16 protein-coding genes are annotated in these 24,227 nt (G+C 62.4%); 10 read left to right on the plus strand and 6 right to left on the minus strand.

Annotated features, from left to right (window positions below):
- Positions 1–444: 444 nt before the first annotated feature.
- Both HG800_RS04200 and HG800_RS04205 read left to right on the plus strand, forming a co-directional pair.
- Positions 445–738, plus strand: a complete 294-nt coding sequence (locus HG800_RS04200) for a hypothetical protein (RefSeq protein WP_169974061.1) — start codon at positions 445–447, stop codon at positions 736–738.
- A gap of 101 nt (positions 739–839) precedes the next feature.
- Positions 840–3,788 (plus strand): right-handed parallel beta-helix repeat-containing protein, encoded by a 2,949-nt coding sequence (locus tag HG800_RS04205; protein WP_169974063.1) that lies wholly within the window; start codon positions 840–842, stop codon positions 3,786–3,788.
- Between the two features lie 170 nt (positions 3,789–3,958).
- Here HG800_RS04205 and HG800_RS04210 read toward each other — a convergent pair whose 3' ends face one another.
- The gene (locus HG800_RS04210; RefSeq protein WP_169974065.1) at positions 3,959–6,262 is read right to left on the minus strand and encodes a peroxiredoxin family protein; all 2,304 of its coding nucleotides are present in this window, start codon (positions 6,260–6,262) and stop codon (positions 3,959–3,961) included.
- Positions 6,263–6,513: 251 nt separating this feature from the next.
- On the opposite strand from HG800_RS04210, the gene HG800_RS04215 reads away from it, so the two are divergent.
- Genes HG800_RS04215 through HG800_RS04235 form a run of 6 tightly spaced genes read left to right on the plus strand, consistent with a single transcriptional unit; the run spans position 6,514 to position 10,908 of the window.
- Entirely contained in the window at positions 6,514–7,239 is a 726-nt protein-coding gene (locus HG800_RS04215) for a radical SAM protein (protein ID WP_235963247.1), read from the plus strand.
- Positions 7,240–7,285: 46 nt separating this feature from the next.
- Entirely contained in the window at positions 7,286–7,633 is a 348-nt protein-coding gene (locus HG800_RS04220) for a hypothetical protein (protein WP_169974067.1), read from the plus strand.
- A gap of 18 nt (positions 7,634–7,651) precedes the next feature.
- Positions 7,652–8,188 (plus strand): RNA polymerase sigma factor, encoded by a 537-nt coding sequence (locus HG800_RS04225; protein WP_169974069.1) that lies wholly within the window; start codon positions 7,652–7,654, stop codon positions 8,186–8,188.
- 32 nt (positions 8,189–8,220) lie between these two features.
- Positions 8,221–8,349: a hypothetical protein gene (locus HG800_RS27915; RefSeq protein ID WP_261345883.1), complete on the plus strand. Its 129-nt coding sequence runs from the start codon at positions 8,221–8,223 to the stop codon at positions 8,347–8,349.
- Positions 8,346–9,089: a hypothetical protein gene (locus tag HG800_RS04230; protein WP_169974071.1), complete on the plus strand. Its 744-nt coding sequence runs from the start codon at positions 8,346–8,348 to the stop codon at positions 9,087–9,089. Before HG800_RS27915 ends, HG800_RS04230 begins: the two co-directional genes overlap by 4 nt.
- A 52-nt stretch (positions 9,090–9,141) precedes the next feature.
- Positions 9,142–10,908, plus strand: a complete 1,767-nt coding sequence (locus HG800_RS04235) for a hypothetical protein (RefSeq protein WP_169974073.1) — start codon at positions 9,142–9,144, stop codon at positions 10,906–10,908.
- Positions 10,909–11,040: 132 nt separating this feature from the next.
- Here HG800_RS04235 and HG800_RS27920 read toward each other — a convergent pair whose 3' ends face one another.
- The 5 genes from HG800_RS27920 to HG800_RS04260 all read right to left on the minus strand — a co-directional run bounded on the left by HG800_RS27920 (position 11,041) and on the right by HG800_RS04260 (position 20,400).
- Positions 11,041–13,200: a WD40 domain-containing protein gene (locus tag HG800_RS27920; RefSeq protein ID WP_169974075.1), complete on the minus strand. Its 2,160-nt coding sequence runs from the start codon at positions 13,198–13,200 to the stop codon at positions 11,041–11,043.
- Positions 13,201–13,318: 118 nt separating this feature from the next.
- Positions 13,319–15,766, minus strand: a complete 2,448-nt coding sequence (locus HG800_RS04245) for a DUF1549 domain-containing protein (protein ID WP_169974076.1) — start codon at positions 15,764–15,766, stop codon at positions 13,319–13,321.
- A 107-nt stretch (positions 15,767–15,873) separates the two neighbouring features.
- Positions 15,874–18,306, minus strand: coding sequence for a PPC domain-containing protein (locus HG800_RS04250; protein ID WP_169974078.1), 2,433 nt, complete (start codon positions 18,304–18,306; stop codon positions 15,874–15,876).
- An 83-nt stretch (positions 18,307–18,389) separates the two neighbouring features.
- Positions 18,390–19,001, minus strand: a complete 612-nt coding sequence (locus HG800_RS04255; protein WP_169974080.1) for a Uma2 family endonuclease — start codon at positions 18,999–19,001, stop codon at positions 18,390–18,392.
- A 97-nt stretch (positions 19,002–19,098) separates the two neighbouring features.
- On the minus strand, positions 19,099–20,400 hold the full coding sequence (locus tag HG800_RS04260) for a DUF1501 domain-containing protein (RefSeq protein WP_169974082.1): 1,302 nt from the start codon (positions 20,398–20,400) through the stop codon (positions 19,099–19,101).
- Between the two features lie 724 nt (positions 20,401–21,124).
- On the opposite strand from HG800_RS04260, the gene HG800_RS04265 reads away from it, so the two are divergent.
- Together HG800_RS04265 and HG800_RS04270 are read left to right on the plus strand one after the other, a co-directional pair.
- A complete protein-coding gene (locus HG800_RS04265; RefSeq protein WP_235963248.1) occupies positions 21,125–23,143 on the plus strand; it encodes a M1 family metallopeptidase in 2,019 nt (672 codons plus the stop codon).
- Between the two features lie 47 nt (positions 23,144–23,190).
- Positions 23,191–24,219 carry a methionine synthase gene (locus HG800_RS04270; RefSeq protein ID WP_169974084.1) on the plus strand — a complete coding sequence of 343 codons (1,029 nt, stop codon included), beginning with the start codon at positions 23,191–23,193 and terminating at the stop codon, positions 24,217–24,219.
- Positions 24,220–24,227 lie beyond the last annotated feature (8 nt).

Below are 24,227 nucleotides of genomic sequence, written 5' to 3' on the forward strand. Positions count from 1 at the left end.
CGTTTCGTCAAACGGTCTGATGCGGATTGGCTTCGTTTCGATTGGAGGGACGAGGTCAAACGAGGCGAGCCGTCTGTCAGGGGGTGAGCGACTCGCAACTATAGGAACGCCGGTTCTGGTTGTGTTTGGATTGTCAAAGAGAGAAAGGAGCGCCGGAGTGAGCGAGGGCCAAAGGTGGGTGGCGATCGCTTGGAAATAGGTTTGCAATCAAAACGACTTCCACGTTTGAAAGTATCGAGAAAACGAGGTCGGGCAGTCACAGAAAATGAGTTGAACTCAGGACAATCCGGCGCAAAGGGAACGAGGGCCAGCGTTCTAATCTGCACGCGTGAGCCGTCATCTTCCTGGGTGTTCCTGGCACATTGAGATCCAGGCATGCTGCGACGGCGGACACTGACGGAAGCGGAGGTTCGCCGCAAAAGGATTGGTTCGGGAGTCCTGAAGGTGCCGACGTCCACTTCAAGCCTGAGTGGACAGGAGTTCTCGCGGTCGCATCAGGCCAGGCTGGGAACGATGTTCGGCCAGGAAGTTGAACACGAAGGACGGGAGGGTCTGCGGCCCCTCAGCTTTGTGAGCGTGTTCAAGGTCTGTGTTCTAGAGTCCTCTGAGGCTTCCGGAATTGGCGGAGGGCTTCTGGGTGCGAAGGGGTTGGAGATTCGACCCCCGAACATCCCTTCGGACCACGATCAGACCGTCGATCCGGACACTGGATACCTCCGCGAGCAGGCCATCGGATGACGGAACGCGTTTGGGACCGAAGCTCATCGGCGATGTCCGAAGGTCGGACTCGTCAAGCAATCCGATCCGCCGGTCATGAACTCGCAACAGGGCTCAACTGAATGAAGGTTCAGCGTGTTCGCAAGAACTGGTTCCGTTCCGTGGCTGTCCGGTTCGGGGCGCGCGCAACGCGGCGCGATGACCGACGATCGAAGATCCGTTCGGTTGAGATGCTGGAAGCCAGGCAGCTTCTGGCAACATTCGCAGTCACGAACCTTGATGCGTTTGGCGAGGGGTCGCTCCGCCGTGCGATCCATCTGGCGAACCAGCACGAGGGGGCAGACTCGATCACCTTTGAGGTTGTGGGGACAATCCGGGCCGGGCGGGTTCCACTTCCGGTGGTCAGCGATCCCGTGACGATTGATGGGACCTCGGCTCCTGGATTTGACGGGACGCCATTGGTGACACTGAACTTCGCTCATCAGCGAGGGCTGGTCTTCGGTCGTGGTGCCGACGGATCAGAACTGACCTCAATGGCGCTGATCGGAGCGGAGGGGGCAGGGGTGACGCTGCAGGCGTCTGGAGTGACGGTGGCCGGGAACTTCATTGGGCTGGACGCCGACGGGAAGGCCGGCCGGGGCAACAGTGGGGACGGGATTCGGATCCTCCCAGGTTCACGAGGGAATCTGATCGGCAAGGTCGATCCGGTGATCGGGGTTGAGTATTTTGATGCAACGGGTGTCGGGATGCAGCCCGTTTCGGGATGGCAGGGAATCCGCGCCTGGAGTGTTACGGGTGAATTTATGATCACCGGAACGTCGGATTCGAACGGTCTGCTGTACATCGGGCCGATCTCAGGAGCGGGGGGGACGAGTTTCTCGGTGAACATGCCGGGAGCGGCCACGACGAGTGTCTACGGGCCGGCGTTGCTGGAGAACGGGGACATTCGGCTCGTCGGGAGCTACCGGACCGGGAATGATCAGGTTCTCGGGTTTGTGTACGAGGGGGCGCTCGGAGACCTGGGCGAGGCGGGAAATTACCGGACGATCGCCTATCCCGGTGCCCAGTACAATTATGTGCACAGCACAATGGGGAGGTTCGCCGTCGGCAATGCCGATGGACCGGAGGGGAATCTCCCGATCGGAACCGGGCACGCGTTCCTGTACGATCTGGAAGAGGATGTGTTTTTGCCGGACCTTGTTTATCCGGGATCGACTTCGACCACGGCCTATGGAATCTGGCAGAACGGAGAGTCGAGGTACACGATCGCGGGAGGGTACTCGGCACCGGGTTCAGGATCGGCAGTGACGATCGCGCAGGGGTATCTGGTCGATTTCGACGCTGAGACGGGGATACTTTCGAACTGGACTGCCTTCGAACCGCCGAGCGGGCTGATCGGCGATGATCTTGTGACTCACTTCGAGGGGATCAGCGGCGAGGAATCGGGCGTTTACACGATCAGCGCCGACGCGGTAACGCTGGGATCAGGAGATGACGGACAGGGGTACTGGCTCACGATTCGGCGGAACTCGGACGGCACGTTCCGCCAGGGAGACTGGACGCCGCTGTCCTATCCCGGTTCGAGTGGGATTACCAGTGCGAACTCGGTCGCCGGAAACCAGGTGATCGGGATCGTGATCGCCGAATCGGGGACCTTCTCGTATCAATCGACGGTCAACGTCGGTTTCCAGTTGTCGAACGTCATCAGCGGAAACCGAGGGAATGGCATTGCCATCATCGGTTCGCATGACAACGTGATTGCGATGAATCAGATCGGGACCGATGTGTCGGGGACGGTCGCCTTCGGTAATGGTCAGAACGGAATCCTGGTGACGCGGGGGGCGTCGGGGAACCTGATCGGTGGCGAGGCGACGGGCGGAAACGACCCGACGGCGGGGGTGTTTGTACGGCCTCCACAAGGGAATCTCATCTCGGGAAACCGTGGCAATGGTGTCCTGATCAACGGAGGGGCGACCCGGAACACGCTGAGCGGGAATTTTGTGGGGACGGATGCCGGCGGGTCGTCGGCGCTTGGGAACCGGCTCGACGGCGTGGCAATCGTCGGGGCTCATGGGAACTCGTTGATCGGTTGCGAGTTCCAGAACAGTCCGTTCGTCTTCTACAACGTGATCAGTGGGAATGGTCGGAATGGCTTGAGGATTACGGATGCGAAAGAGACGACCGTACACGCGAACTTCCTGGGAATCGGCGCGGACAATGCAACGAGAGTCGGCAATGGGCACAACGGCATTCTCGTCTCCGGTCACTCGCGGAACACGCAGGTGGGCGGGGTGATTCCGCTTGGGAATGTGACCTCGGGGAATGCCTGGAATGGGATCGAGGTACGTGATCGGGCGAGTGGGTTTACTTCGTTCAACACGTTCGCCGGTATCGCCGCCTTTGGCGGAGCGGTGCCGAACGGTCGGAACGGGATTCTGGTGACCTCCGTCGGGGGAACGAACCTGATCCGAACCTCGATTGTCAGTGGCAACACGGGCAACGGGATCGAGATCAGTGGAAGGGCGACCGGGGTCCAGGTGACCGATACCGGGGTGGGAACGAACACGAGGCTCGACGCGGCGATCCCGAACGGCGGCAGTGGCATTCGGATTTCCGGGCATGCTCACTCGAATGCCATTGGTGGATTTCAGCCGTCGATTGAGCCTCGGATGACGATCTCAGGGAATCTCGGTTACGGCGTTGAAATCGTCGGGAAGGCGCGCATGAACCGGGTGTTCAATGCGTTTATTGGGACGGGAGCCTCGGAGCTGAACCCGATCGGGAACGGGCTCGGGGGTGTCCTGCTTGGTCCGGGAACGTCGGGGACAATTCTCGGAGGAGAGGCACCGAACTTCCGGACCGGGATCCGGTCGAATCTGGGGAACGGGTTGACGATTCTCGGATCGCGGGCGAACCGGGTGATCGGCAACGACATCGAGGAGAACACCGGGTTCGGCCTGTTCGCGGCGGGAGATGTGCGGGGCACTGTGGTGCAAGGGAACACGATCGCCGGGAACGACGAGGGGGAAATCGACGTCTCGGACGCACGAGGGATCATCATTGAGCCCTGAGCTATCGAGCAGCAGGGCGGAACGAGGGCACCTCGAAGTCTCGGAGCCTGGCCTCATGGTCAGCGGTTTCCGGTTCGTGTGAACACGAACGCCAAGGGGTCAGGCATCTCACCGAGGAGACGCCTGACCCTTTGATTTGTGGGATCACGATCTCGGGATCAAGACGCCGATCAACGGCTGGCGGCGACGGGTCCGGGAATCCGTCCGAGGAGGCGATTGATCCGGGAAAGCTCCGAGACGACAAAGTCGACATCAAGGAAGGGCTGCCAGGAGATGTCCTGGTAGCGGAGGTTTCCCTGGGAGTCGATGAGGAAGGTGCCGTGCAGCGGCATGTTCTCGAAGTCGTCGAAGGCCCCAAATCTTCGGAATGAGGTCAGTTCCGGGTCGGAGAGCAAGGGCATGGTGAAGTTGATCTCGCCGTTATTCTTGAGGGTAACGGTACGGTCGAGCGTGTCGGTGCTGACGGCAAGGACAACGGTTCCCGTATCCCGGATGCGATCAATGTCCTTGCTGAAGGCGATAAGTTGCTCCATGCAGTGAGCGCAGTCGCCTCCGAGGTAGAAAATGAGCAGGACGTTCTGGCCTCGGTAGTCTTCCAGGCGGTGGGTGATGCCGTCGGTATCGACCCCTTCGAGCGGTTGGGCCGGGAAGGGGGACCAGGTGAGGGGGCCTACGGTGTTGAGGTCGATCCGAGACGCGGCGGCGAGGTCGGAGCGGGGCTCCAGAGCGGGAGGCTGCCAGCCATCCTGTTCCTTCCAGGTGGTCAGCAGGGTGTTGATTCGCTGAAGGACCGGGAGGTCGGGATCGGCTTCTCGGGCGATCTCGCGGAGGGAGAGATAGGCGGCCCGGGCGTCGTCAATCTGGTTGGCGGCGGCGAGGATCTCGACCTGAGCGGCGAGCGGGGCGACCTCGTTGCGAGCACGCTCGACGGCCTGCTTGACCTTGGCAACGGCCTCGTCCGTCCGCCCGGCGGCCAGGAGGAGGCGGGCGAGCGATTCGCGGCGCATGCCGTTGGCCTTGCCGAAGCGTTCGAAGGCGGCATCCGTCTCCCCGGTTAAGAGAAGGCGGTGCCCTTCAAGCTCGGCCAGAGCGGAGTCAAGCCCGGGAGGCTTGGGGGCGGGCTTGGGTTTGTCCTGGGAATCGTCGTCGGCCTTTGTCTCGTCGGCCTTTGTCTCGTCGGCCTTTGTCTCGTCGGTCTTTGTCTCGTCGGCCTTCGCGGTGTCGGAGGGTTCTTCGGTTGGAGGGAGCAGGGCCTTGAGTGTGGCGATTTGATCGTCGAGGAGGTTGAGATCGCCTCGGGCCGCGTGGGCGAGGCCGAGAGTGTAAGCACGCTTGACCTCTTCGATCGGTTCGTCGGACCAGTCAAGCGCCCCGGAGGCGGTGGCGTCGAGCAGGTCATCCCAGCGTTCAAAGGTGATCAGGGCTTCGGACCATCTGCGACGGCCTTCGCGCTGTGGGTGTCCACCGGATTTGGCGTTGTTCTTTTTCGGATCGCGAGGTTGCTCGACGAGGTCTCGGGCGACGAGGACCGCGTCGTTGAGGCGTCCGGTCTTGGTGAGGCTCTCGGAGAGCCACTGGTTGTTGTGGGAGTAGTTGTGGATCATGAAGGGCATGACGCGGTCGCGGATCATGTAGGCGTGATCGACGCGGGCGGAGCCTTCTTGCTGGTAGGAGGCGTCGGCGTAGCGCTTCAGGTTCGTGTAGGTATGGCCGGGCATGTGCCAGGCGTGGGCGATGCCGGGGGAGGCCTCAGCGAACTTGGCGGCGGACTCGAGAGCCTGGGTATCGTCCTGCTTGTCCCAGAGGTGGATTTTGTAGTGGTGGGCCCCTGGGTGGAGGGGATTCTTCGCGATGACGGAGTCGATGAGCAGGCTCACCGCCTCACGACTGCCGATGCCGTCTTGCCGGCCGTTTTGCCAGGTGACCATGGCAAGCCAGGCTCGGGCATCGAGGTCGTCTCGAAATTCCTGGACGATTTTTTCAAGCCCCTTGAGCCAGCCCTGGCGACGTGATTTGTCGTCGCCGTCTTCCTTGTAAAAGGCGCTGAGGGCATCGAGATAGAGTTGCTCGCGGCGAGAGAGTTGCGCGGCTTCGGCCTTGTCTCGAGCGACCTTGAGAAATCCCTTGGCCCGTTCGGCGTTGTTGACGTTGGACATAGCCATGCCCCAGTAGAGCATGGGGTGATCGGGCTCGAGGGTGCTGGCCTGCCGGAAGGAACGTTCGGCCTCGAAGTAGAAGAAGACGTGAAGCTGGGCGACCCCTTGATTGACGAGCGCCTGGACCTCGGTCGAGTTGGTGGTGATGGGGAAATCGACGCTCCCCTGACCTTCCATCAAGTAACCGGCCTGGCGAGGACCCTCGTTGAAGGCTTCGCCGTGATTGGAGTGGCCTTCGGGCAGCGGTTCCTCTTCGGCCCGGACAATCACGCCGACACCGAGCAGGACGAACAGCGAGAGGGTCAGTCGGCTGAGCATGGCGGGAGGCTCCGGGGTCGGTCGGAAGTCAGGTACGGAGGAGCGGTTGATCCGTTCAATCTTAATTGGACGAAGGGGGGCGATGCCAGGGGCGGATCGGATCAGACGCGACGTTCCGCGGCATCGCTTCTGGAATCAGCGTCGCCTTGCGAGATTCGGAACCTCACCTTTTCCGTCGAAGGCTTGTACAATAGTGAGGCTGCGACGAAGGTGTCTTGGTGTTTGAGATTATTCCCGATCCGGAGCGACCGTTGAGTGCCCCGATCCCGCGACCCATTGCCGGCTCTCGTCACGATCACCGCTTGAAGCCGTTGCTGGGCAAACGGGCGGGCACGCTGGTGATTCACGAAGTTTACCGAAGCCTTCAGGGGGAAGGGACCTGGGCGGGATTACCCTGTGTGTTCGTTCGGTTGACGGCCTGTCACCTGCGATGTTCGTATTGTGACACGCCGCACGCGTTTCAGCGGGGAAAGCCGATCGCGATCGAGGATCTGGTCGAACAAACGATCGGATTGGCCTGTTCCGGAGATCTGATCGAGGTGACGGGCGGAGAGCCGTTGCTTCAGCCTGAGGTCTTTCCCTTGATGGCTCGGCTGGCCGATTCCGGCCATCTCGTCTTGCTCGAAACGAGCGGCGCGTGCGACATCGGTCCGGTCGATCCGAGGGTCCGAATCATTCTTGATCTGAAGACGCCCGGCTCGGGAGAGGCGGACGCCAACCTCTGGGAAAACCTGCCGAAGCTGAAGCCAACGGATGAGGTGAAGGTGGTCGTCTGCGATCGGGGTGATTTCGACTGGACCATTGGTCACATCCGGGAGCATCGACTGACCGATCGTTGCGCGGTGCTGATCAGTCCGGCCCATGGAATGGTGGCTCCGGCGTCGCTGGCGAGCTGGATTTTGGAAAGCGGCCTGCCGCTGCGGTTACAGGTCCAGTTGCACAAGCAACTCTGGGGGCCCGATGCGCGAGGGGTCTGACGGAGGAGAACCGGCCAGGGGTTGGTCGGGCCGGAAGGGGCCACTGGTGGTGATTGCCCTCGTGCTGGGATGGCTCGTGCTGTCGGGAGGCTCGATTCCGTCGCTCTCGATTCTCTGGAAGGAGCTTCCGGGAACAAGAGGGCTGGTGACGATTGCCAATGCGGTCATGCTTGGCCTAATTCTGATCATCGTCAATTTTGTCTTGCGAATGCCCCGCGAGGGTGGGCCGTTGGAGGGCGATGAGGCGGATCTCGCAGCCCGAAACCTGGACGTTCGAGAGGATTCTTACGGGAGAACCGCAGAAGAAATCCAGGCCCGGGACGAATTTGCTGAAACGGGATCCCCTGGTGTCCGGGTAACTGATGATGACCGGCCCGTCGAGGACCCGAGTTAGATCGAGGGCCGAGCGCCGATGGATGACGATCGCGGACTGGTCGATGCCTTGCGAGCCGGCGACCCCTCGGCCCCTGCTGCGCTCATCGAACAGTACCAGGGTGTTATTTTCGGGCTCTGCTTGCGAATGCTCGGTCATCGGCAGGATGCAGAGGATGTCGTCCAGGAGACGTTCGTACGCGCCCTGAGGTCGGTCCACGCCTTCGATCCCGAGCGAGCGTTGCGACCCTGGTTGCTGGGGATTGCGGCCAATCGGTGTCGGACAGCTCTCGGGCGTCGGTCGCGTCGGCCCACGCCGGTCGAACCGCCTGACGATCAGCCTGATCACCGGCCCGGGTTGACCGATCCTGACGACCTGGCCGGCGAATTGCTTCGGGCACTGGATCGGCTCAGGCCGGATTACCGATTGGTTTTCAGCCTGTATCATGAACAGGGACTCTCTTATGAGGAGATTGCCCGGATCATGGATCGCCCGATTGGCACGGTGAAGACCTGGCTGCATCGCGCCCGGGCCTTGATGGCCGAGGATCTGACGCGCAGGGGGGTGATCTGTTGATTTCAGGACTGCTGACCCCGATCGGACCCCTGATGTTCTTGAACCATCCGACGACGATTGATCGAACCGCCTGGCCTCTGGTCGATCAGGTTGCTGGGCCTGGCGGTCGAAGGCAACCGCCGGTCGAGCCGGTTCGCCTGGCCTGGGAGAGTGTGCGATGACGTGTCGAGAGGTGGAACGCTACTGGGAGCTTCGCCTCGACGAGGTCCGATCCGGGTCCTCGCCGGAGGTCTCGGAGGGAATTCCTTCGGAGCTGGCATCGCATCTGAGCGTTTGCGCTCGATGCCGGACACGCGTGGCGGGATGTTCGACCCTGGCTCAGGCAATCATCGCACTTGAGCCGCCCCGCCCCCCGGCCGATCTCTCGGCTCGTGTGCTTGCGGCGGTTCAGACGGATCGTGCTCCAGGGACGTTGCCGATGCGACCGGTTCGTCGGGGATCAACACCAATCGTCCGACGGTGTGCAATGGCCGCGGCGGTCTTGCTGGTCGTCTTCGGGCTCCGATCGATCCTGTCGCCTCGCGAGCTGGTCGATCTGAAGCCGAACCGGCTGCCGCCGCCAGCGGCTCCCGTGATGACGGTCGATGCGTCCTCGCGTCGCTTGACCGAGTCGGTGGCCGAGATGGCCGAAGTGACGGTCGCCCTTGCCCGGCGGACGTCCGAACCGGCGGCGAGGCTTGGTCGGGAGATGCTCGAGTCGGCCACCGAGTCTTCTTCCCGTCTCGAGGCGACCGTGCCGAAAACGGTGGAGGGGCCGACTGATGGTATGGTCAAGGGGATCGGCACCCGGCTTGAAGCCGGCATGAGGCCCTTTTCTCAGCCGACCCGCAGCGCATTCAGTTTCCTCGTACCAAGTTTTCCCCCGGCTGAAGACCCCTCGATTCCCGGGCGAGGGGTTTGATCTTCTTTGTTGTGATGGCCCTTCGATCGTCTGAGGCCGGAGACACGATTCGATGACCGTTCGCTTCTCGTTCCGGTTGGTCTTGTGGTTGACGGTCTGGGTGACGGTTGGCCAGGGTCCCAAACTCTGCCTGGCCAATGATGCGACGAACCGTCTTCTGGAACGAGTTCCGCCCGAAGCGTCGATGGCCCTGGTGATTGAGGATCTCGGGGACCATCTGGATCAACTGGCAGCCACTCCCCTGGTGCAGCGATTGAAGACCCTGGATCCGGTCCAGAAGTGGTTCGACTCGGACGAAGGAGCAACCTTGCGGAGGGCTCGACGGGACGTTGAGGCGGCGCTCGGGGCTTCAATCGGGCAGTTCACGGAAGGATTGCTTGGCCAGGCGGTGGTCCTGTCGTTGCACCTGCCGCCCGATGCGCCACCTGACGCGGCCCGAGGGCTGCTGCAGACCGTCGTCTCCGATCGAGAACTCCTGGAGCGATTCATCGGAGTGGCCAATGGGGCGGAACTCGCCTCGGGCAAGCTTCAGCGGGTTGAAGCACGCGAGTACAACGGGATCTCGTACTCGGTCCGAGCGTTCAAGGATGGACGACCCGATGAGTCGTACGTCTTGCTCGAGGACGACAGTTTTGTCTGGACCAATAGCGAACAGTTACTCCGTGCGGTGATCGATCGCATGGACGATCGCGACGTTCCCCGATTGACGGATGACCCGGCCGTGACTCGGGTACGCGAACGCTTGCCCGATCGGGCCATGCTGTCACTGCTGATTGATCCCGAATTCGTTTCCCGACTGGTGAATGCCAACCCGGAAGACACAGCGATCGACGAACTGCCGGCACCGTTGAAGGAGATCTTGGCGGCGATGGATTCGTTGGGGATGGCGCTGGAGTGGCGAGAGGGTCCGGTATTGCACGTGGTTGAAGTGTTCGATGCGGATCGTCTCCCGGCTCCGGTCCGAGCCTGGGCGTCGCGATCGGGTGAGGCAACGGCCTTGTTGTCCCGGATTCCTGACTCGGCCCTGCTCACGGCGGTCGGGCATGTGGACGCACCGGCCTTGCATGATCTGGTGGTCGCTTCGGTTCCGCAAGCGCAGCATGATCGGGTGGGAACCGTGCTGGAACTGTTCCGGGGCTTACTGCTTGGTCGAGATCTTCGCAGTGAAATTCTGCCGACATTCGGACCAGGAGTGGTGGGGTGGGTTCATGCCCCAAAGCCGGATCAGCCGATCCAAAGCGCACCGGCGGTCCTGGTGGCTTCGATCGGTGATCCCGACGCGGCCGAGGCGATCGAGAATGCCCTCCGGACTCTGCTGGCCTTCATGAGCCTGGACGAAACCAACGACGAGGCTCCGCTTCGGCTGGAGCATCAATGGCACGAGGGAGCCCGAATTTCAGCGCTGATGGTGGGTCAGGACCCAGGCTCTCCCCGTGTTGCCTTTGTCGTCGCCCGAGGATTGATCGTACTGGGGACCGATCTCGATGCCGTGGCCGCAGTCCTGTCGGACGCCAGTGCGGAGAGGGCCGATCGGCTCCCGACCGCTCTGGCGGCTCGCAACCGACTGTTCCCGGGAGCGTCCACGTTCGCCTATTTGGATGTGGCCGCCCTGCATCGGCTCGCTCAGGATCGGAGGGACGATCTGAAACGCTTCATGATGGCTCGACCCGAGAACGATGAGGACGATGCACCGACCCCGGAGGATGTGGAACTCCTCCTTGAACTCATTCCCATGTTTCGGGGTGTTTACGTGACCTCGTCCCTCTCGACCGATGCGACCATTGCCCACCAGCAAATCGGGCTGATTACGGCCGATTGAGTTGGCCTCTGGTCACGACTCATCAGACTCAAAGGCCAGCGGGGGAATGATTCCCGCTGGCCTTTGACAATTGACACGGTTCTGGACCGACGAACACAGGCCGATGACGAGGCAATCGGTGTTTGCCGGACGTTACTCCTCGTTCACCGAAGCTGCAGCCGTTGGATCAGGCTGTCGGGCGTTCAATTCGGCGATGAGGGCGTCGCGTTGGGCTTCAAGACGCGTGGCATTGGCGACGAGGGCCTCGACGGCGGGAGCCTTTTCGGCGAGCGCGGCGTCGGCAGTGGCTCGGGCCTGCTGAGCTTGCTCGACGGCGGCCTTGAGGGGTCCAAGAGCGTCGGTCGCCGCCTTGGCGGCGGCTCGGGCGTCGGCGAGGGCGGTGTCGACGGTGCGTTTCCGGGCGATGGCATCGGCCAGGGGAGCACGTGCGGCAGTTACGGCATCGGCCGAGGCGATCACGGCGGCGAGTGCAGGAACAACGGCCTCGGTGGTTTTGGTCCGCTGAGCGAGGGCGGCCTCAGCTTCGGAAACGGTAGCAGGATCACCTGCGGCCTTCTCTACGAGGGAACGGGTCGTGTCAGCGGCTGCAGCCAGAGCCTGAGAGGCGTTGCTGAGGGCGTTGATGGCCTGAGCATCGGCCTCGGCGGCCTTCTGGAACGCGGCGAGGGCGGCCTGATGGGTGGCGTTGGTTTCCGTCGTCGCGGCCTCGGCGGCGGCGACGGCCTGGGTGGTTTGCGTGGCGGTCGCTTCGGCGGTCTGGAGCTGCTGCTCGGCGGCGGCGAGGGTCTGGGCGGTCGCGGTGGCGGCCTGGCGGAGCGGTTCCAGCTCGGCGAGGCCGGCGTCAGCAGCGGCTCGGGCGGCCTCGGCCTCGGGGCGAATGGCTTCAAGCCGCGAGGCGACGGTCAAGGGATTGGCGCGGAGGTCGCCAAGCGGGCTGGCATCGTCGCCGTTGAACAGGCGGACGATTCCGTCGAAGGTTCCCGTGATGATGGTCTTTTCATCGTGGCCGATCGCGGCCTGAAGGGTCAGATCGCTGAACCCACCGAAGGCCTTGAGTTCCTTGCCGTCCTGATCCCAGAGCTTGGCGACGCGGTCGCGTCCGCTGGTGACAACGCGGCCGTCCTTGGCGAACCGGACGGAGGTGGTGCCGCCGCCGTGGGCGTTCCAGCTCTTGAGCTGGTTGCCGGTGAACATGTCCCAGGTCTTGACCGAGGCGTCCTGCGAGGCGCTGACCAGGACGTTCGAATCGAGCCGCCAGTCCATGCTGGTAACCATGTCGCCGTGGCCGGGAAGGATGTAGAACTCTCGGCCGGTGCGGGCCTCCCAGACGAGGGTGCCGCCGTTGCGATCGCCCGAAGCGAGCAGGACGCCATCGGGGCTGAAGGCGACCGAGGTGACCCACTCGGTGTGTTTGCGGGACTCGTAGACGAGAGAGTCGTCGTCGGTCCGGTAGACGCGGAGGATCTTGCTCGGGCCGCCGAGGGCGATCAGGGAGCGGTCGGGGCTGATGTCGGCGGCAAGGACGAGGTCGTATTCCTGGCCGGCTTCGCTCAGACGTTCGCCGGTCTTCACGTCCCAGACGACCACGCGGCCGGACTGACCGCCTCGGCCTCCGCCGGCGAGCAGGAGGTCGCCGTCTCGGGAGAAGCGGAGGACGTGGACGTCGCCTTCGTCGAAGGGAAGGACGGCGGCGAGGCTTTTGTTCTCGGTGTCATAAAGGAGGACCTGCTTGTGCTGGCCGATCGCCACGAGAGGAGCCCAGGGGCTGGCCGCGAGCGCGACGATCGCGCCGGGACGATCGTTGACGAGCACCGGTTCGGTGGGCACGCCCTGGGGCATGGCCGGCTCGCCCGTCGGCTTGCCGAGGGCCGAGGGGTCGAGCTGAAACTCCATCTTCGGCTTCTTCTTGACGCTCACGACGCTGCCCGAGTTCTCAGGCGCCCCGGCATCGATCCACTTGCGGAGGACGTCGATTTCCTCCTCGGGGATCTTCGGAGCGTTCGGGGGCATGGTGGGGGTTTCGTCGTGGTTGACGAGCAAAAAGAGCCAGCTGTCGTCTGCGGAACCCGGCTCGATGACCGAGCCGGAGCCGCCACCTTCCATCATGTTGGCATAGGTGGTGAGGTTCAGGCCGCCAGAGGCCTTGTCGGCGTTGTGGCAGGTGTTGCAGCGCGCCTGGAAAATCTTGGCCGCGTTGTCGGTGAAGGTGAGCTTGGCGTCCTGGGCCGAGGCCAATCCGGCCGAGACGCCGAGCAGCACGGTCAGGGCGGTGGAGAGGGGAAGCGGTCGCATCGGCAAAGACACCTCAAGCTGTCGGCGGGTCCAGTCCGGGGAGGATCAATGGGGCGGGACCATCGCGGGCCGAGTCGAAGGGGCTCGGCCCACGATGGCGAAGCATCGGGGAACAAGATCAGTGGTTGAAAATGAACTCGCGGCTGTTGAGCAAGGCCCAGAAGACATCTTCGAGCGCGTGCTGCCGGTTGGAGCCCTCGCCGAAGAGGGGCAAGAGTTGGTTCTGCTCCTCCGAGGTCGGTTTTCGGCTCAGGCAGCGTACGTAGAGATCAGAAATCAGGTCTTCGGGGGGAAGGTCGCTCTCGACCAGTTGTTTGAGCACGGGGCTAGAGCGGATCTTTGCGTTGGTGGTCGAGCCGTTGAGCAGGTGGAGCGATTGCGAGAGGGTCGGCTCCATCTTCACCTCGCACGAGCAGACGGTCTCGCGGGTCGCGCGGCCGAAAGTCGTGAGGAAGTAATTTGAGGAGCGGCCGTCGGCAATTTGAACGGCTCGGGCACCGAGTGGAAGCCCCCGAAACTTGTCCTGCGTGTCAGTGACCTGGCTGATCACGTCGAGAAGGTTCTCGGCCTTGATGCGTCGGAGGTTGGCACGAGCAAAGTTCACGGAGTCGTGGGCGTTCGACTCGTTGGCGATTGTGTCACGCTGATAGGTCCGACTGTTGCAGATGTCTCGGACAAGGGACTTCAGGTCGTATCCCGACTCGGTGAAGCGGCGGGCCAGCTCGTCGAGCAGCTCGGGGTTGGAGGCGGGGTTCGAGACGCGGAAGTCATCAACTTCTTCAACAATACCGATTCCAAAGAAGTGGGCCCAGACCCGGTTGACGAAGCTGGTGGCGAAGAAGGGATTCTCAGGTGAGGCGAGCCATTCGGCCAGCACCTCGCGACGGTCCTTGCCGCTCACGTCGGGGGTCTCGCCGCCGAGGAACTTGGGGGCCATGTTGCGGCCGTCGACCGGGTGCTTGGTCTCTCCGCCGCCGGAGTTGAAGATGATCGTCTCCCGGTAATCGTCGCCTTGCTTGCGGCCGATCTGGGCGAAGAAGGCGACGAAGCCGTAGTAGTCGTCCTGGGTCCAGCGATCGAACGGGTGGTTGTGACACTGGGCGCATTGGATGCGCATGCCCATGAACACTTGGGCTACGTTCTCCGCCATCAGGAGACGGTCATTGGTGCTCAGGAAGTAATTGGTGGCGGGATTCTGGAAGGTGCCACCGCTGGCCGAGAGCAGTTCGCGGGTCATGACGTCCATCGGGACGTCGTTGGAGAGCTGCTCGACGAGCCAGTTGTAATAGAGGTACATCCCCTTGTATTCGATCTGGTTCGCGACGGTCCGCACCTGGAGTAGCTCAGCCCATTTCTGGACCCAGATCTCGGAGAACTCCTTGCGCGTGAGCAGTTCGTCGATGACCCTGGATCGTTTGTTGGGGTCGGAATCGTCGAGGAAGGCCTGGTATTCCTCAGGGGTTGGAACGAGCCCCACGAGGTCGAGAGAAACGCGACGGAGGAACGTCTCGTCGGAGCAGATCTCCGAGGGGGCAACCCGGATCTTGCGGAGCTTATTGGCGACGAGGGTGTCGATGTAGTTCGCCTCGGGCTCCTCGGGATACTCGAATTCGAGACCCTTGGGGAGAATGAGGAACTGGGAGCCGACGGTAAAGGTTTCGAAGCGGGCCATGACGAACGCTTCGCCACGCTCTCCAGCGGTGACGAGGCCGGCACCATCGACGGCGGCCGAGTTGTCGTTGTTGGTGCTGAAGACGGCCAGCGAGGTCACGTCGCGGTCGGTGCCGTCGGAGTAGATGGCCCGGACGGTCATCTGCTGGGTCGAGCCCTTACCGTCGAGCACGGCTCGGCTGGGGTAAAGCTGGACGTCGGTGAGGGTGGGGAGCGCTTCGACCTGATCGTTCGGTGCGCCGTTGGCAATCCACTCGCGGATCGAGGCGTAGAGTTCGCTGTCGGTGGTAAACAGCTGGCCGCCGGAGTGGGGGACGAGCCCGGCCCCTTTTTCCAGAACGGTACTGGCATCGGGCACGGAAAGGTTGATGCGACGGCCGGGCAGCTCGCGGAGCAGGCGGTGATAGTCGCCCTCGGGATCGAAGCCGAAGAGTGAGAGGCGGAAGCCGTCCTTCCCCCGAGCGGCTCCGTGGCAACCGCCCGAATTGCAACCGGCCTTCATGAACACGGGCATCACGTCGAGCCGGTAGCTCAACGGGGGCATCTCCCCGGCCCGGGAGACGGTGACAGGGACCTCGACCTTTTGATCGCCGAAAGAGACGGTGAGGACAGTCGAGCCGTTGGAAACGGGGTAGTAAGTGTGCGATGCGTCAACCCGGACCAGGGAGGGATCGGCCAGTGCGAAGGAGGCTTCGGCGGTCACGTCGCGGGTGGTATCGTTCGAGAAGTTGGCCTGAACGACGATCGACTGACGATCGCGATCGGTCGAGAGGTTGATCTCGGGCGGGAAGACCTGAAGTGTGGTGATCGCCGGCTCCATCGCCTGGGCCACGCCGCTAAGGGCGAGCAGAGCGATTGAAGCGGCGGTCACGCAGGTCCGGATCAAGGGGGGCATGGCTGGCGTCTCCTGCCGTCGGCTGCGCGGGTCGGAATGCGATTCGGAATCCAAGACGATCAACGAGCGGAGGGAACGGGGTGTTTGGTCGAAGCGAATCGACCCGATCAATTCTCAGGCTCTCCGGCTCCTGAGGTCGATTCAGTGCGTTGCTGCTCTTCGAGGCGGAGTTGTTCAAGGCGGCTGAGGGGCTTCTTGGCCTCGGGCTTGGGGGGGACAGGGGCGGCGGCCTCGGCCTTCGGCTGTTCCTTGGGCAGGGGCTTATCGACCCGAAGCTCGGTGGAGCCGAGATTGTGGTGGATGGGTTCGCCGTTCTGGGTAATGACGACCTGGCAGAAGAGGTTCTTGTGGGTGCCTTCGGGGGTCTCGGGGGCGATCTTGATCGGGAAGATGATTTCCTCGGCATCCTTGGTGATCGTCGTCGGCTCGACGGTCGCGGCATTGGGCAGACCGACGAGCGTGACGGTCGCTTCCCCTTCGAACGGGGTGAGCTGGTTGATCTTCACCAGCAGGGGGGCTTCGCTGCCTTGCTCGGCTGCGGCCCGTTCGAACTCAAAGGTGAGGAACTTCTCGGCGATTGTCAGCGGAACGAGCTGAGAGCTGACCGTGACCGGGCCGCTCGGACCGGTCGAGGAGCCGTCGACAACGATCTTCCAGGTCGCCAGCCCGGCGTTGTCGGCGGCATTCAAGGGGATGAGGGCTTCATTCTGTCCTTCGGGAATCGACACGCCACCGGCCGAGCCGATGCCAGGAGGATTCCAGGGGAGGGAAACGGCAATCGGCGCGGTGAACCCTTCGACGCGGGTGGCCACCACCTTTAACTGCATGACGCCGTTGCGAACGAGGGGCACCTTCGGTTCGACAACCTCGATGGAGAAGGGGGCTTCCTCGGACACGCTCACGGCGAGGCGATCGACGGATCGGGTCCAGAAGGGGATGTTGTTGCGTCCCTGGACAAGCTCGACGGTGTGGGCCAGTGTCGAAGGAACCGAAAGGCTCGCATCAGTCGGGGCACCGGTCAGGGTGGCGAGGGTGCCGGCGACCGGGGCGTCGGCCGAGGCGGAGAGCAGGACGGGCATCTGGGCAATGCCGGCGGCCATGGTGTCGGCATCCAGCGCAATCCCCTCAGGGAGCCCCTCGGCTGAGAAGGCGAGATCGCCGCCGAAGTCGGCCCGGGAGGCATTGACGAGCATTGCGAGGCGATTTCCGCGAGGGACCGACGCGGTCACGACCCCAATCTGTGGATTCTCATTCTGCGGGCTGATGGTCAGCTTTGGTTCGACGGGGGTGACTTCAATGCGGTAAAAGTGGTCTGGGCTGCCTTTTTGAAGGTGGTCGCGAATGCTGATGAGGTACTCGCCATCCTCGGGGGCAGTAAAGCGGTAGTAGCTATCAGGGCCGCCGCTATCGTCGTTTGCGCCAACGTTGCCTCCGGCTTTCTTGGACACGACAAGGACCGAATCGAGCGGTGATCCGAGTGATCGGGCAAAGACGCGGATGTCCAGCACCTGGCCGTTCTTGGCCACAAAGCTGAACTGGTCGGTTTCGCCATCGTCTCGAATGACCCCGTTCAGGCCCATCGGCGGAGCGAAGGAAGTCGGCTCGCTGGTCGAACCGGATTCGATTACGTTGCCGAACGGGCTGAGGCGGAAGGCGTACGGGGCAGGGGAGACGCCGCGGTCATCCTCAGCAAGGAGGCTGAAGTTCGGGTCGGCGTGGTCGGGGAGGGTGACGGCCTGGGTGCGATCCCCTTCGATGTCGCCGATCCACTGGACCTCAACCGTCTCGCCGATCGGGCCTCCGGCCGGAACAAGGGCTCTTGGTCGGGGGAAGTGGCCGACATGAAGGCGGTAATGGCAGTTGCCGTTGCCCTGGTAGGCACTTTCTCGGACCTGAATGATGTACTTGCCGTCTTCAGGAGCGATGAGCTGAACAAGGGGGTCCTGACGGACGAGGCTGGCGTCGTCGCTGCGGACCAGTTCGAAGCGCTGGGGGTTGAGGATGGCAACGTAAGGGTCGAAGAGGGTCTTGCCAAGCCGGATGCCCTCGACCTCGGCGGTGATCCGGTCCCCTTTCTTGGCCTCGATGACGTAGAAGTCGTCGTCCTCGTTCTCAGCGACCCCGATGACGGTGACATTCAAGGGGATGGGCTGAGGTTCGTCGAAATTACTGTTGGCATCGGCGGCCTCGGCGATCTCAGGATACGCACCAACGCTGAAGGTGCGGAGATGGCTGACGCCAGTGGCGGAACGGATTCGGAGGTCGTAAAGGCCGAGGCGGGCATCCTCGGCGATCCGGATCGCAGCCTTGACCGATTTACCGTCCTCGGCAGGTTCGACGCTCAGGGTCTCGATGCCGGGCTGATACCAAAGCAGTTCCTGGGCATCGGCGAGCCGGTCGCCGGCGAGGGTCAGCTCAACCTCGGTCCCCCGCTGGACGCCCGCTGGCAGGATAGTGCTGAGCACGGGAGATGAGGCCGAAGCGGCCGAGGCCACCAGAAGCACCAGGGCGGCGGATGAAATCGAGCAAAAGGTGCGCATTGGTGATTCTCGAGGGGGGGAGGAATGCGTCGGCAAGAGCGTGGATCAGACGCGGATCGGTATGGGGGAGGTTCTCGTCGTCGTTAGACGAACCATCGGGCGCCGTCCTGACGAACGACTTCGATGGTCGGTCGCGGATCGCCTGAGACGAGGCGGAAGCTGAGCGGAAGGACTTTGCTGGCGATCGGCTCCGGATCGCTGGGGCTCGAAGTTCCGACGAGAAGGAACTGATCGTCAAGGCGGCGATGGAGTTCGAGCCGCCAGGGGTTGCGATCGATGATCAGGGCTTCTCTGACTCCGACCTTGGCGAAAAAGGGGAGCTTGCGGCGGGCTCGGTCGCCGGGGCTGAGGATCTCGATCAGGAAGTCGGGGCCTCCCAGCCAGTAGGCGCCGCGATCTTCGGCCGGGTTGCCGGGCAGGAAGACGGCGGCGTCGGGGCAGCGGCAGTTCTTCCGCCAGCGGTCGGGGCGGTCGGAGATGTTGATCGAGGGAAAAAGCTTGATCCCGTCGATGTGACCGACAGCCGCGATTAGCGTATGAAGCAAATAACCTGCAAGCCACTGATGCTGGATGTCCGGATCGGGAGACACGACGTAGACTCCATCCCAGACTTCATCCCAGCGGTAGGCGCCGGACTCTTTTCGCCTGCGGATGAGTCGTCGAAACTGATCCCGAGAAAGAAGCATCTTCGGCATTGCCGGAGGACCTCGATCGAGCAACGGGGTCGACGAAGGGAGGGGGCCACGGGACACCCCTCCCCAACGTTCCCGTTCGATTGTCGCCGGAGTGGAATCAGGCGAGCAACTCATCGACCACCCGGCCGCCATCGACGATCTCGATCGGTCGATCGCCGGGGGCCATCAGTTCCTTGTCGGCGACGATGCCAAGCTGGTTGTAGACGGTCTTGGCCAGGTCTTCGGGGCCGACTGGGTCGCGGTCGGGATCGCTGGCGGTCGCGTTGCTTGCGCCGTGGATGTAACCTCGTTTGATCCCGCCACCGGCCAGGGCCACACTGAAGACCTTCGGCCAGTGGTCGCGGCCGGCGGTCCGGTTGATCTTCGGCGTGCGGCCGAATTCGCTGGAGACCATGACCAGAGTACGGTCGAGCAGGCCGGTGCGATCGAGATCGTTGATCAGGGCCGCGAACGCCTGGTCAAAGGCGGGCATGAGGCGCTTCATGCTGCGGGTGACCTGATTGTGCATGTCCCAACCGCCGTAGGTCAGGGTGACCATACGGACCCCGGCGGCGACCAGGCGGCGAGCCATGAGCATCCGTTGTCCGGCCTGGTTCATGCCGTAGGCGTTGCGGACTTCTTCGGGCTCGGCGTTGATATCGAAGGCGGCGCGGGCGTCGGGGGAGCTAATCAGGCTGTAGGCGCGATCGTAGAACGAGTCCATCGCGGTCAACTCGTCGGATGACTCGCGTTTGCGGAAGTAGTCGTTGACGGCGTCGAGCGCAGAGCGTCGGGTGGCGAAGCGGGACTCATCGACCCCACCGGGAAGATCAAGATCCTGAACGCGGAACCCCTTGTTGGCCGGGTCGCTGCCGAGTGCAAACGGCGAGAAGGCCGAGCTGAGGTAGCCGGTGCCGGCGTACTCGTTCGGCATGTTCGGCACGCAAACGTACGGTGGCAGATTATTGCGGGGGCCGTACTCGTGAGAGATGACGCTGCCCATGCTTGGGTACTGCAAGGCCGGACTGGGCCGGTACCCGGTGAACATGTTGTGCGTTCCGCGTTCGTGGGCGGCCTCGCCGTGGGTCATCGAACGAATGATGGTGAGCTTGTTGGCGATCTGGCTGGTCTGCGGGAGCGTTTCGCTGAATCGCTCGCCGGGAAGAGTCGTTTCGATCGAGTTCATCTCACCCCGATACTCGATCGGAGCATAGGGCTTCGGGTCGAATGACTCCTGATGCGCGAGGCCCCCCGGCAGGAAGATGTGGATGACCGAATCAGCCTTGGCCTCGATCGGAGCGTAATCCTTTTGCTCGGCCCGTGCCTGAATGCGAAACAGATCGGTCAGTGTCAGGCCAAAGCCGCAGGCACCAACCGTCAGAAACCCACGGCGACCGATCGTGCGGAGCGGAGGGGTCATCAAACGTCTCCTGGAGGGATGAGAGAAAGAGGAGGGATCAACCTCAATTGGCAACCCGGAAACCGTTTCGCTCTCCATCAGCGGACGGTTTCGGGTGATCGGGCCAAGCGGGAGAAAATCGGGGTGTCAACTCGCAGGAACAATTGAGGCGGGAAAGGAGGGGGACGTCACTTGGTCCAAATGGTGTTTGGCATCACACAAGGATGTCGGCGATTTGTTTAACAGGCGGTCGATCTGAACATACTGAGAATTACGGGATGGATGCAAGACAACGTTGGGTTTTTTTGGAACATGATCCGGGATTCGGGGTGTGTGGTGAACAGGGTCATGAACGGAGACCATTATGCCTAGGGGAGATAGAGTCGTTAAAGGCGGATCAAGAGGATTGTTGTGGTCGGGTTGGAAATTCGGAACCCTCTTTACTGCAGAGGTCTCGGTGCGATGGGCGAGCGACTTCAGGTTGTCGCGGAGTCGCCTCGGACAATCCCCCCTCCACAGTCCGGGAGTACCCTGGAGCCCGAATGGCGGGCAGGTTAGAGTCATAGGGAAGAGCGTTTGTGTGTCAGGTGGCACGCCCGCTCATTCCACTCTTCTCGCCGTTTGCGCTGGGAGAGGTCTTGAAGATTCCACCACGCCCGACTGGCGAACACGGTGATTGACGAGCGCCTTCGCCTTCGTCTCAGGACGGAAGCACCTGGAACGTTTCGGAATCTGGAATGGGGGAATGTGGATGCAGGTGGAACGGATCGGCAAGAGTACGGGGCTGGTGGCGATTATTGCACTTCTTCTTTTGTTGCTTGGGAGGGTCGAAGCCTCAGGGCCGCAGCAAGCCTTCCGGCCACCATCGAGGGCCGGATTACCGCCGGGGGAAGTTGACGTCCATTCCTGGGGAAACCCACATCAAATTCGCGTCAGCGCTGTGAAGCTTGTGTTGAACGTCGATTTCGAGACCCGTCAGCTTTCAGGAATCGCGCGACTCTCGCTCGACCGCGCGCCTGAGTGTCCTGAAGGAGCGGCCTTGTGGCTTGATTCGAACGGGCTTGAGGTCGAGCGCGTTCAGGGGGTTGTAGGGGTCGGTGCCCCTCTGGTGGATCTACCCTTCGATCTGGTAACGGCCGAGGTGCCGGAAGCGGAACGAACCCTCTTTCCCCTAGGAAATCGCTCGGACGGGATGCCGATTCACGGGGTGCCGTTGGTGGTGCAGGTGCGGGACCTCCTCGAAGTTATTGTGACCTACCGAACCGATCCAGCGGCCTCGGCCTTACAGTGGCTCGACCCCGAGCAGACAGCCGGAGGGAATCATCCGTTTCTTTTCTCTCAAAGTCAGGCGATTCACGCGAGATCGTGGATCCCGCTCCAGGATTCCCCGGGCGTTCGCGTGCGTTACAATGCGCAGATCCAGGTTAAACAGCCGAACCTCAAGGCCGTGATGAGCGCCCTTGGCAATTTTGGCACGTCAACGAAACCGCCGGCTGGAACAGAAACGGAGCCGCGTTTCGAGTTCTCGATGCCGAGGCCGATTCCTCCCTATCTAATCGCCTTGGCGGTGGGCGACCTGGAGTTCCGTCCGCTCGGAGATCGCTCAGGAGTTTATGCCGAACCATCCTTGATTGAGGCCGCCGCCTTCGAGTTTGCCGACACCGAGGCGATGATCGAGACGACCGAGCAACGCTTCGGTCCGTATCGTTGGGGCCGATATGACCTGCTTGTCTTACCCCCAAGCTTTCCGTACGGCGGGATGGAGAACCCGCTTTTGACGTTCGCCACACCGACCATCCTTGCGGGCGATCGCTCGCTCGTCTCGTTGGTCGCGCACGAACTGGCGCATTCGTGGTCGGGAAATCTCGTGACCAACGCCACCTGGGATGACTTCTGGCTCAACGAGGGGTTCACGTCCTACATCGAGCGGCGGATCGTCGAGGACGTGTACGGGCCGGATCTCGCGACGATGGAAGACGTGCTCGCCCTGGCCGGGCTTCGGGAGACCCTCAACGAACTGGACGAACGCGATCAGGTTCTCAACATCGACCTCTGGGGCCGAGACCCGGACGACAACGTAACCTCTGTGCCGTACGACAAGGGGGCCTTGTTTCTCAAAACCCTGGAACAGGCGTTCGGGAGGGATCGCTTCGATTCGTTTCTCCGTGATTACTTCGATCACTTTGCGTTTCAGAGCATCACGGCGGAGGAGTTCGAAGCTTACCTGATGGAGCATCTTATTGCCGAGGAGCCGGAAGCGGCCGAACAGATCGACCTCCGCTCCTGGCTCGACGCTCCCGGCTTGCCACCGATCGAGGAACCGAACTCCGATCGGCTCGCCGCGGTTGATCAACAGGTGCAGTTGTGGCTTGAGGGCGAGGTCGACGCAGATCGGATGGAAACAGACGACTGGTCGACTCAGGAGTGGCTGCACTTCCTGGGCTCCTTGCCCAACGATCTGGCCGTCGATCGTGTGGCCGAACTGGACCGGGCGTTGATGCTCACGCAGCGAGAGAATGCCGAGATCGCCTGCAAGTGGCTCGAACTGGCGATTCGGACGGGCTACGGTGAGGCCGACGCGCGGCTCGATCGCTTTTTGACAACCATTGGTCGTCGCAAGTTTCTGATGCCTCTGTATGGGGCGTTGGTCGACTCAGGCGAGATCGACCGGGCTCGGGTCATCTACGCGATGGCCCGAGCGAAGTACCACCCGATCGCCGTCGAGTCGATCGACCGATTGCTCGGAGCGCCGGACGATCAGTGATCGTACCGGTCTCGATTGCAACACGTTTCTCCAACGGTAGCTCTCCCATGCCTGATCCCATTCTTCCCGCAACGGTGATCGGGAGCTGGTCGTTCCCTGGCTGGTACGAGGCGATCATCGCCGACATCGCGTCGCGTCCCGAGCGTTATGGCCCGCTCGACCGCGAGGAAGCGGTCCGAGACGCAGTGCGCGTCGTCGTCGACGACCAGCTTCGCGCGGGCCTCGACCGAATCACTGATGGCGAGGTGCAACGGGTCGACTTTAACCTCGGGTTTTATGATTTCCTCGAAGGGATCGACCCCTTGCCGACGGCCCGGCTCTGGGGGGCACCAGCGCACGACCAGCGGAGCAAATACCGCTGTGTCGCGCCCGTGGCCGCCCCAAAGGGGCTTGGCACGGTTGAGGAACTTCGCCGCTTCCGACGGGTTACTGATGCCCCCACGAAGATGCCCGTGCCCGGCCCATTTACCCTGGCGGGATGCATCAATGGGGGATCGGTTTATCCCGATCGGATAAGCGTGACGGAGGCCCTTGTGCCGATCGTCAACGCCGAGCTAAAGGCCTTGGTCGCCGAGGGAGTCGATTTTCTTCAGCTTGATGAACCGAGCTTCGCCTGCCACCCGGACAGCCCGGAGGTCTTCCTCGACATTGTAGAGAGGACTGTCGAAGGGGTTGATGCGTACATCAGCATGCACATGTGCTTCGGGAACTATCGGGCAAGGGCCGTTGGCTGGCGATCCTATCGGCCGCTTTTTCCTCATATTGGTTCGGCGAAGGTCAACCAACTCGCGATGGAGTTCGCCAGTCGGGAGATGGCCGAGATTGAGCTGCTGGCCGAGTTGCCGGAGTCGATGGACGTGGCGGTCGGATTGGTGGATGTCAAAAATACGTGGGTCGAGCCGGCGGAGTTGGTGGCGGATCGGTTGCGGACGGTTTTGAAGCATGTCGATGCGTCTCGCGTCTCAATCACTCCGGATTGCGGTTTTTCACAAACGGCCAGACATGTGGCGGTGGGCAAGGCGAAGGCGATGGTGGAAGGGGTTCGCCTTGTTCGTCGCGAACTGGGCAAGGATTGAGTGCTCGA

The organism is Tautonia rosea, assembly GCF_012958305.1.
In the GTDB taxonomy this organism is placed as follows: Bacteria; Planctomycetota; Planctomycetia; order Isosphaerales; family Isosphaeraceae; genus Tautonia; species Tautonia rosea.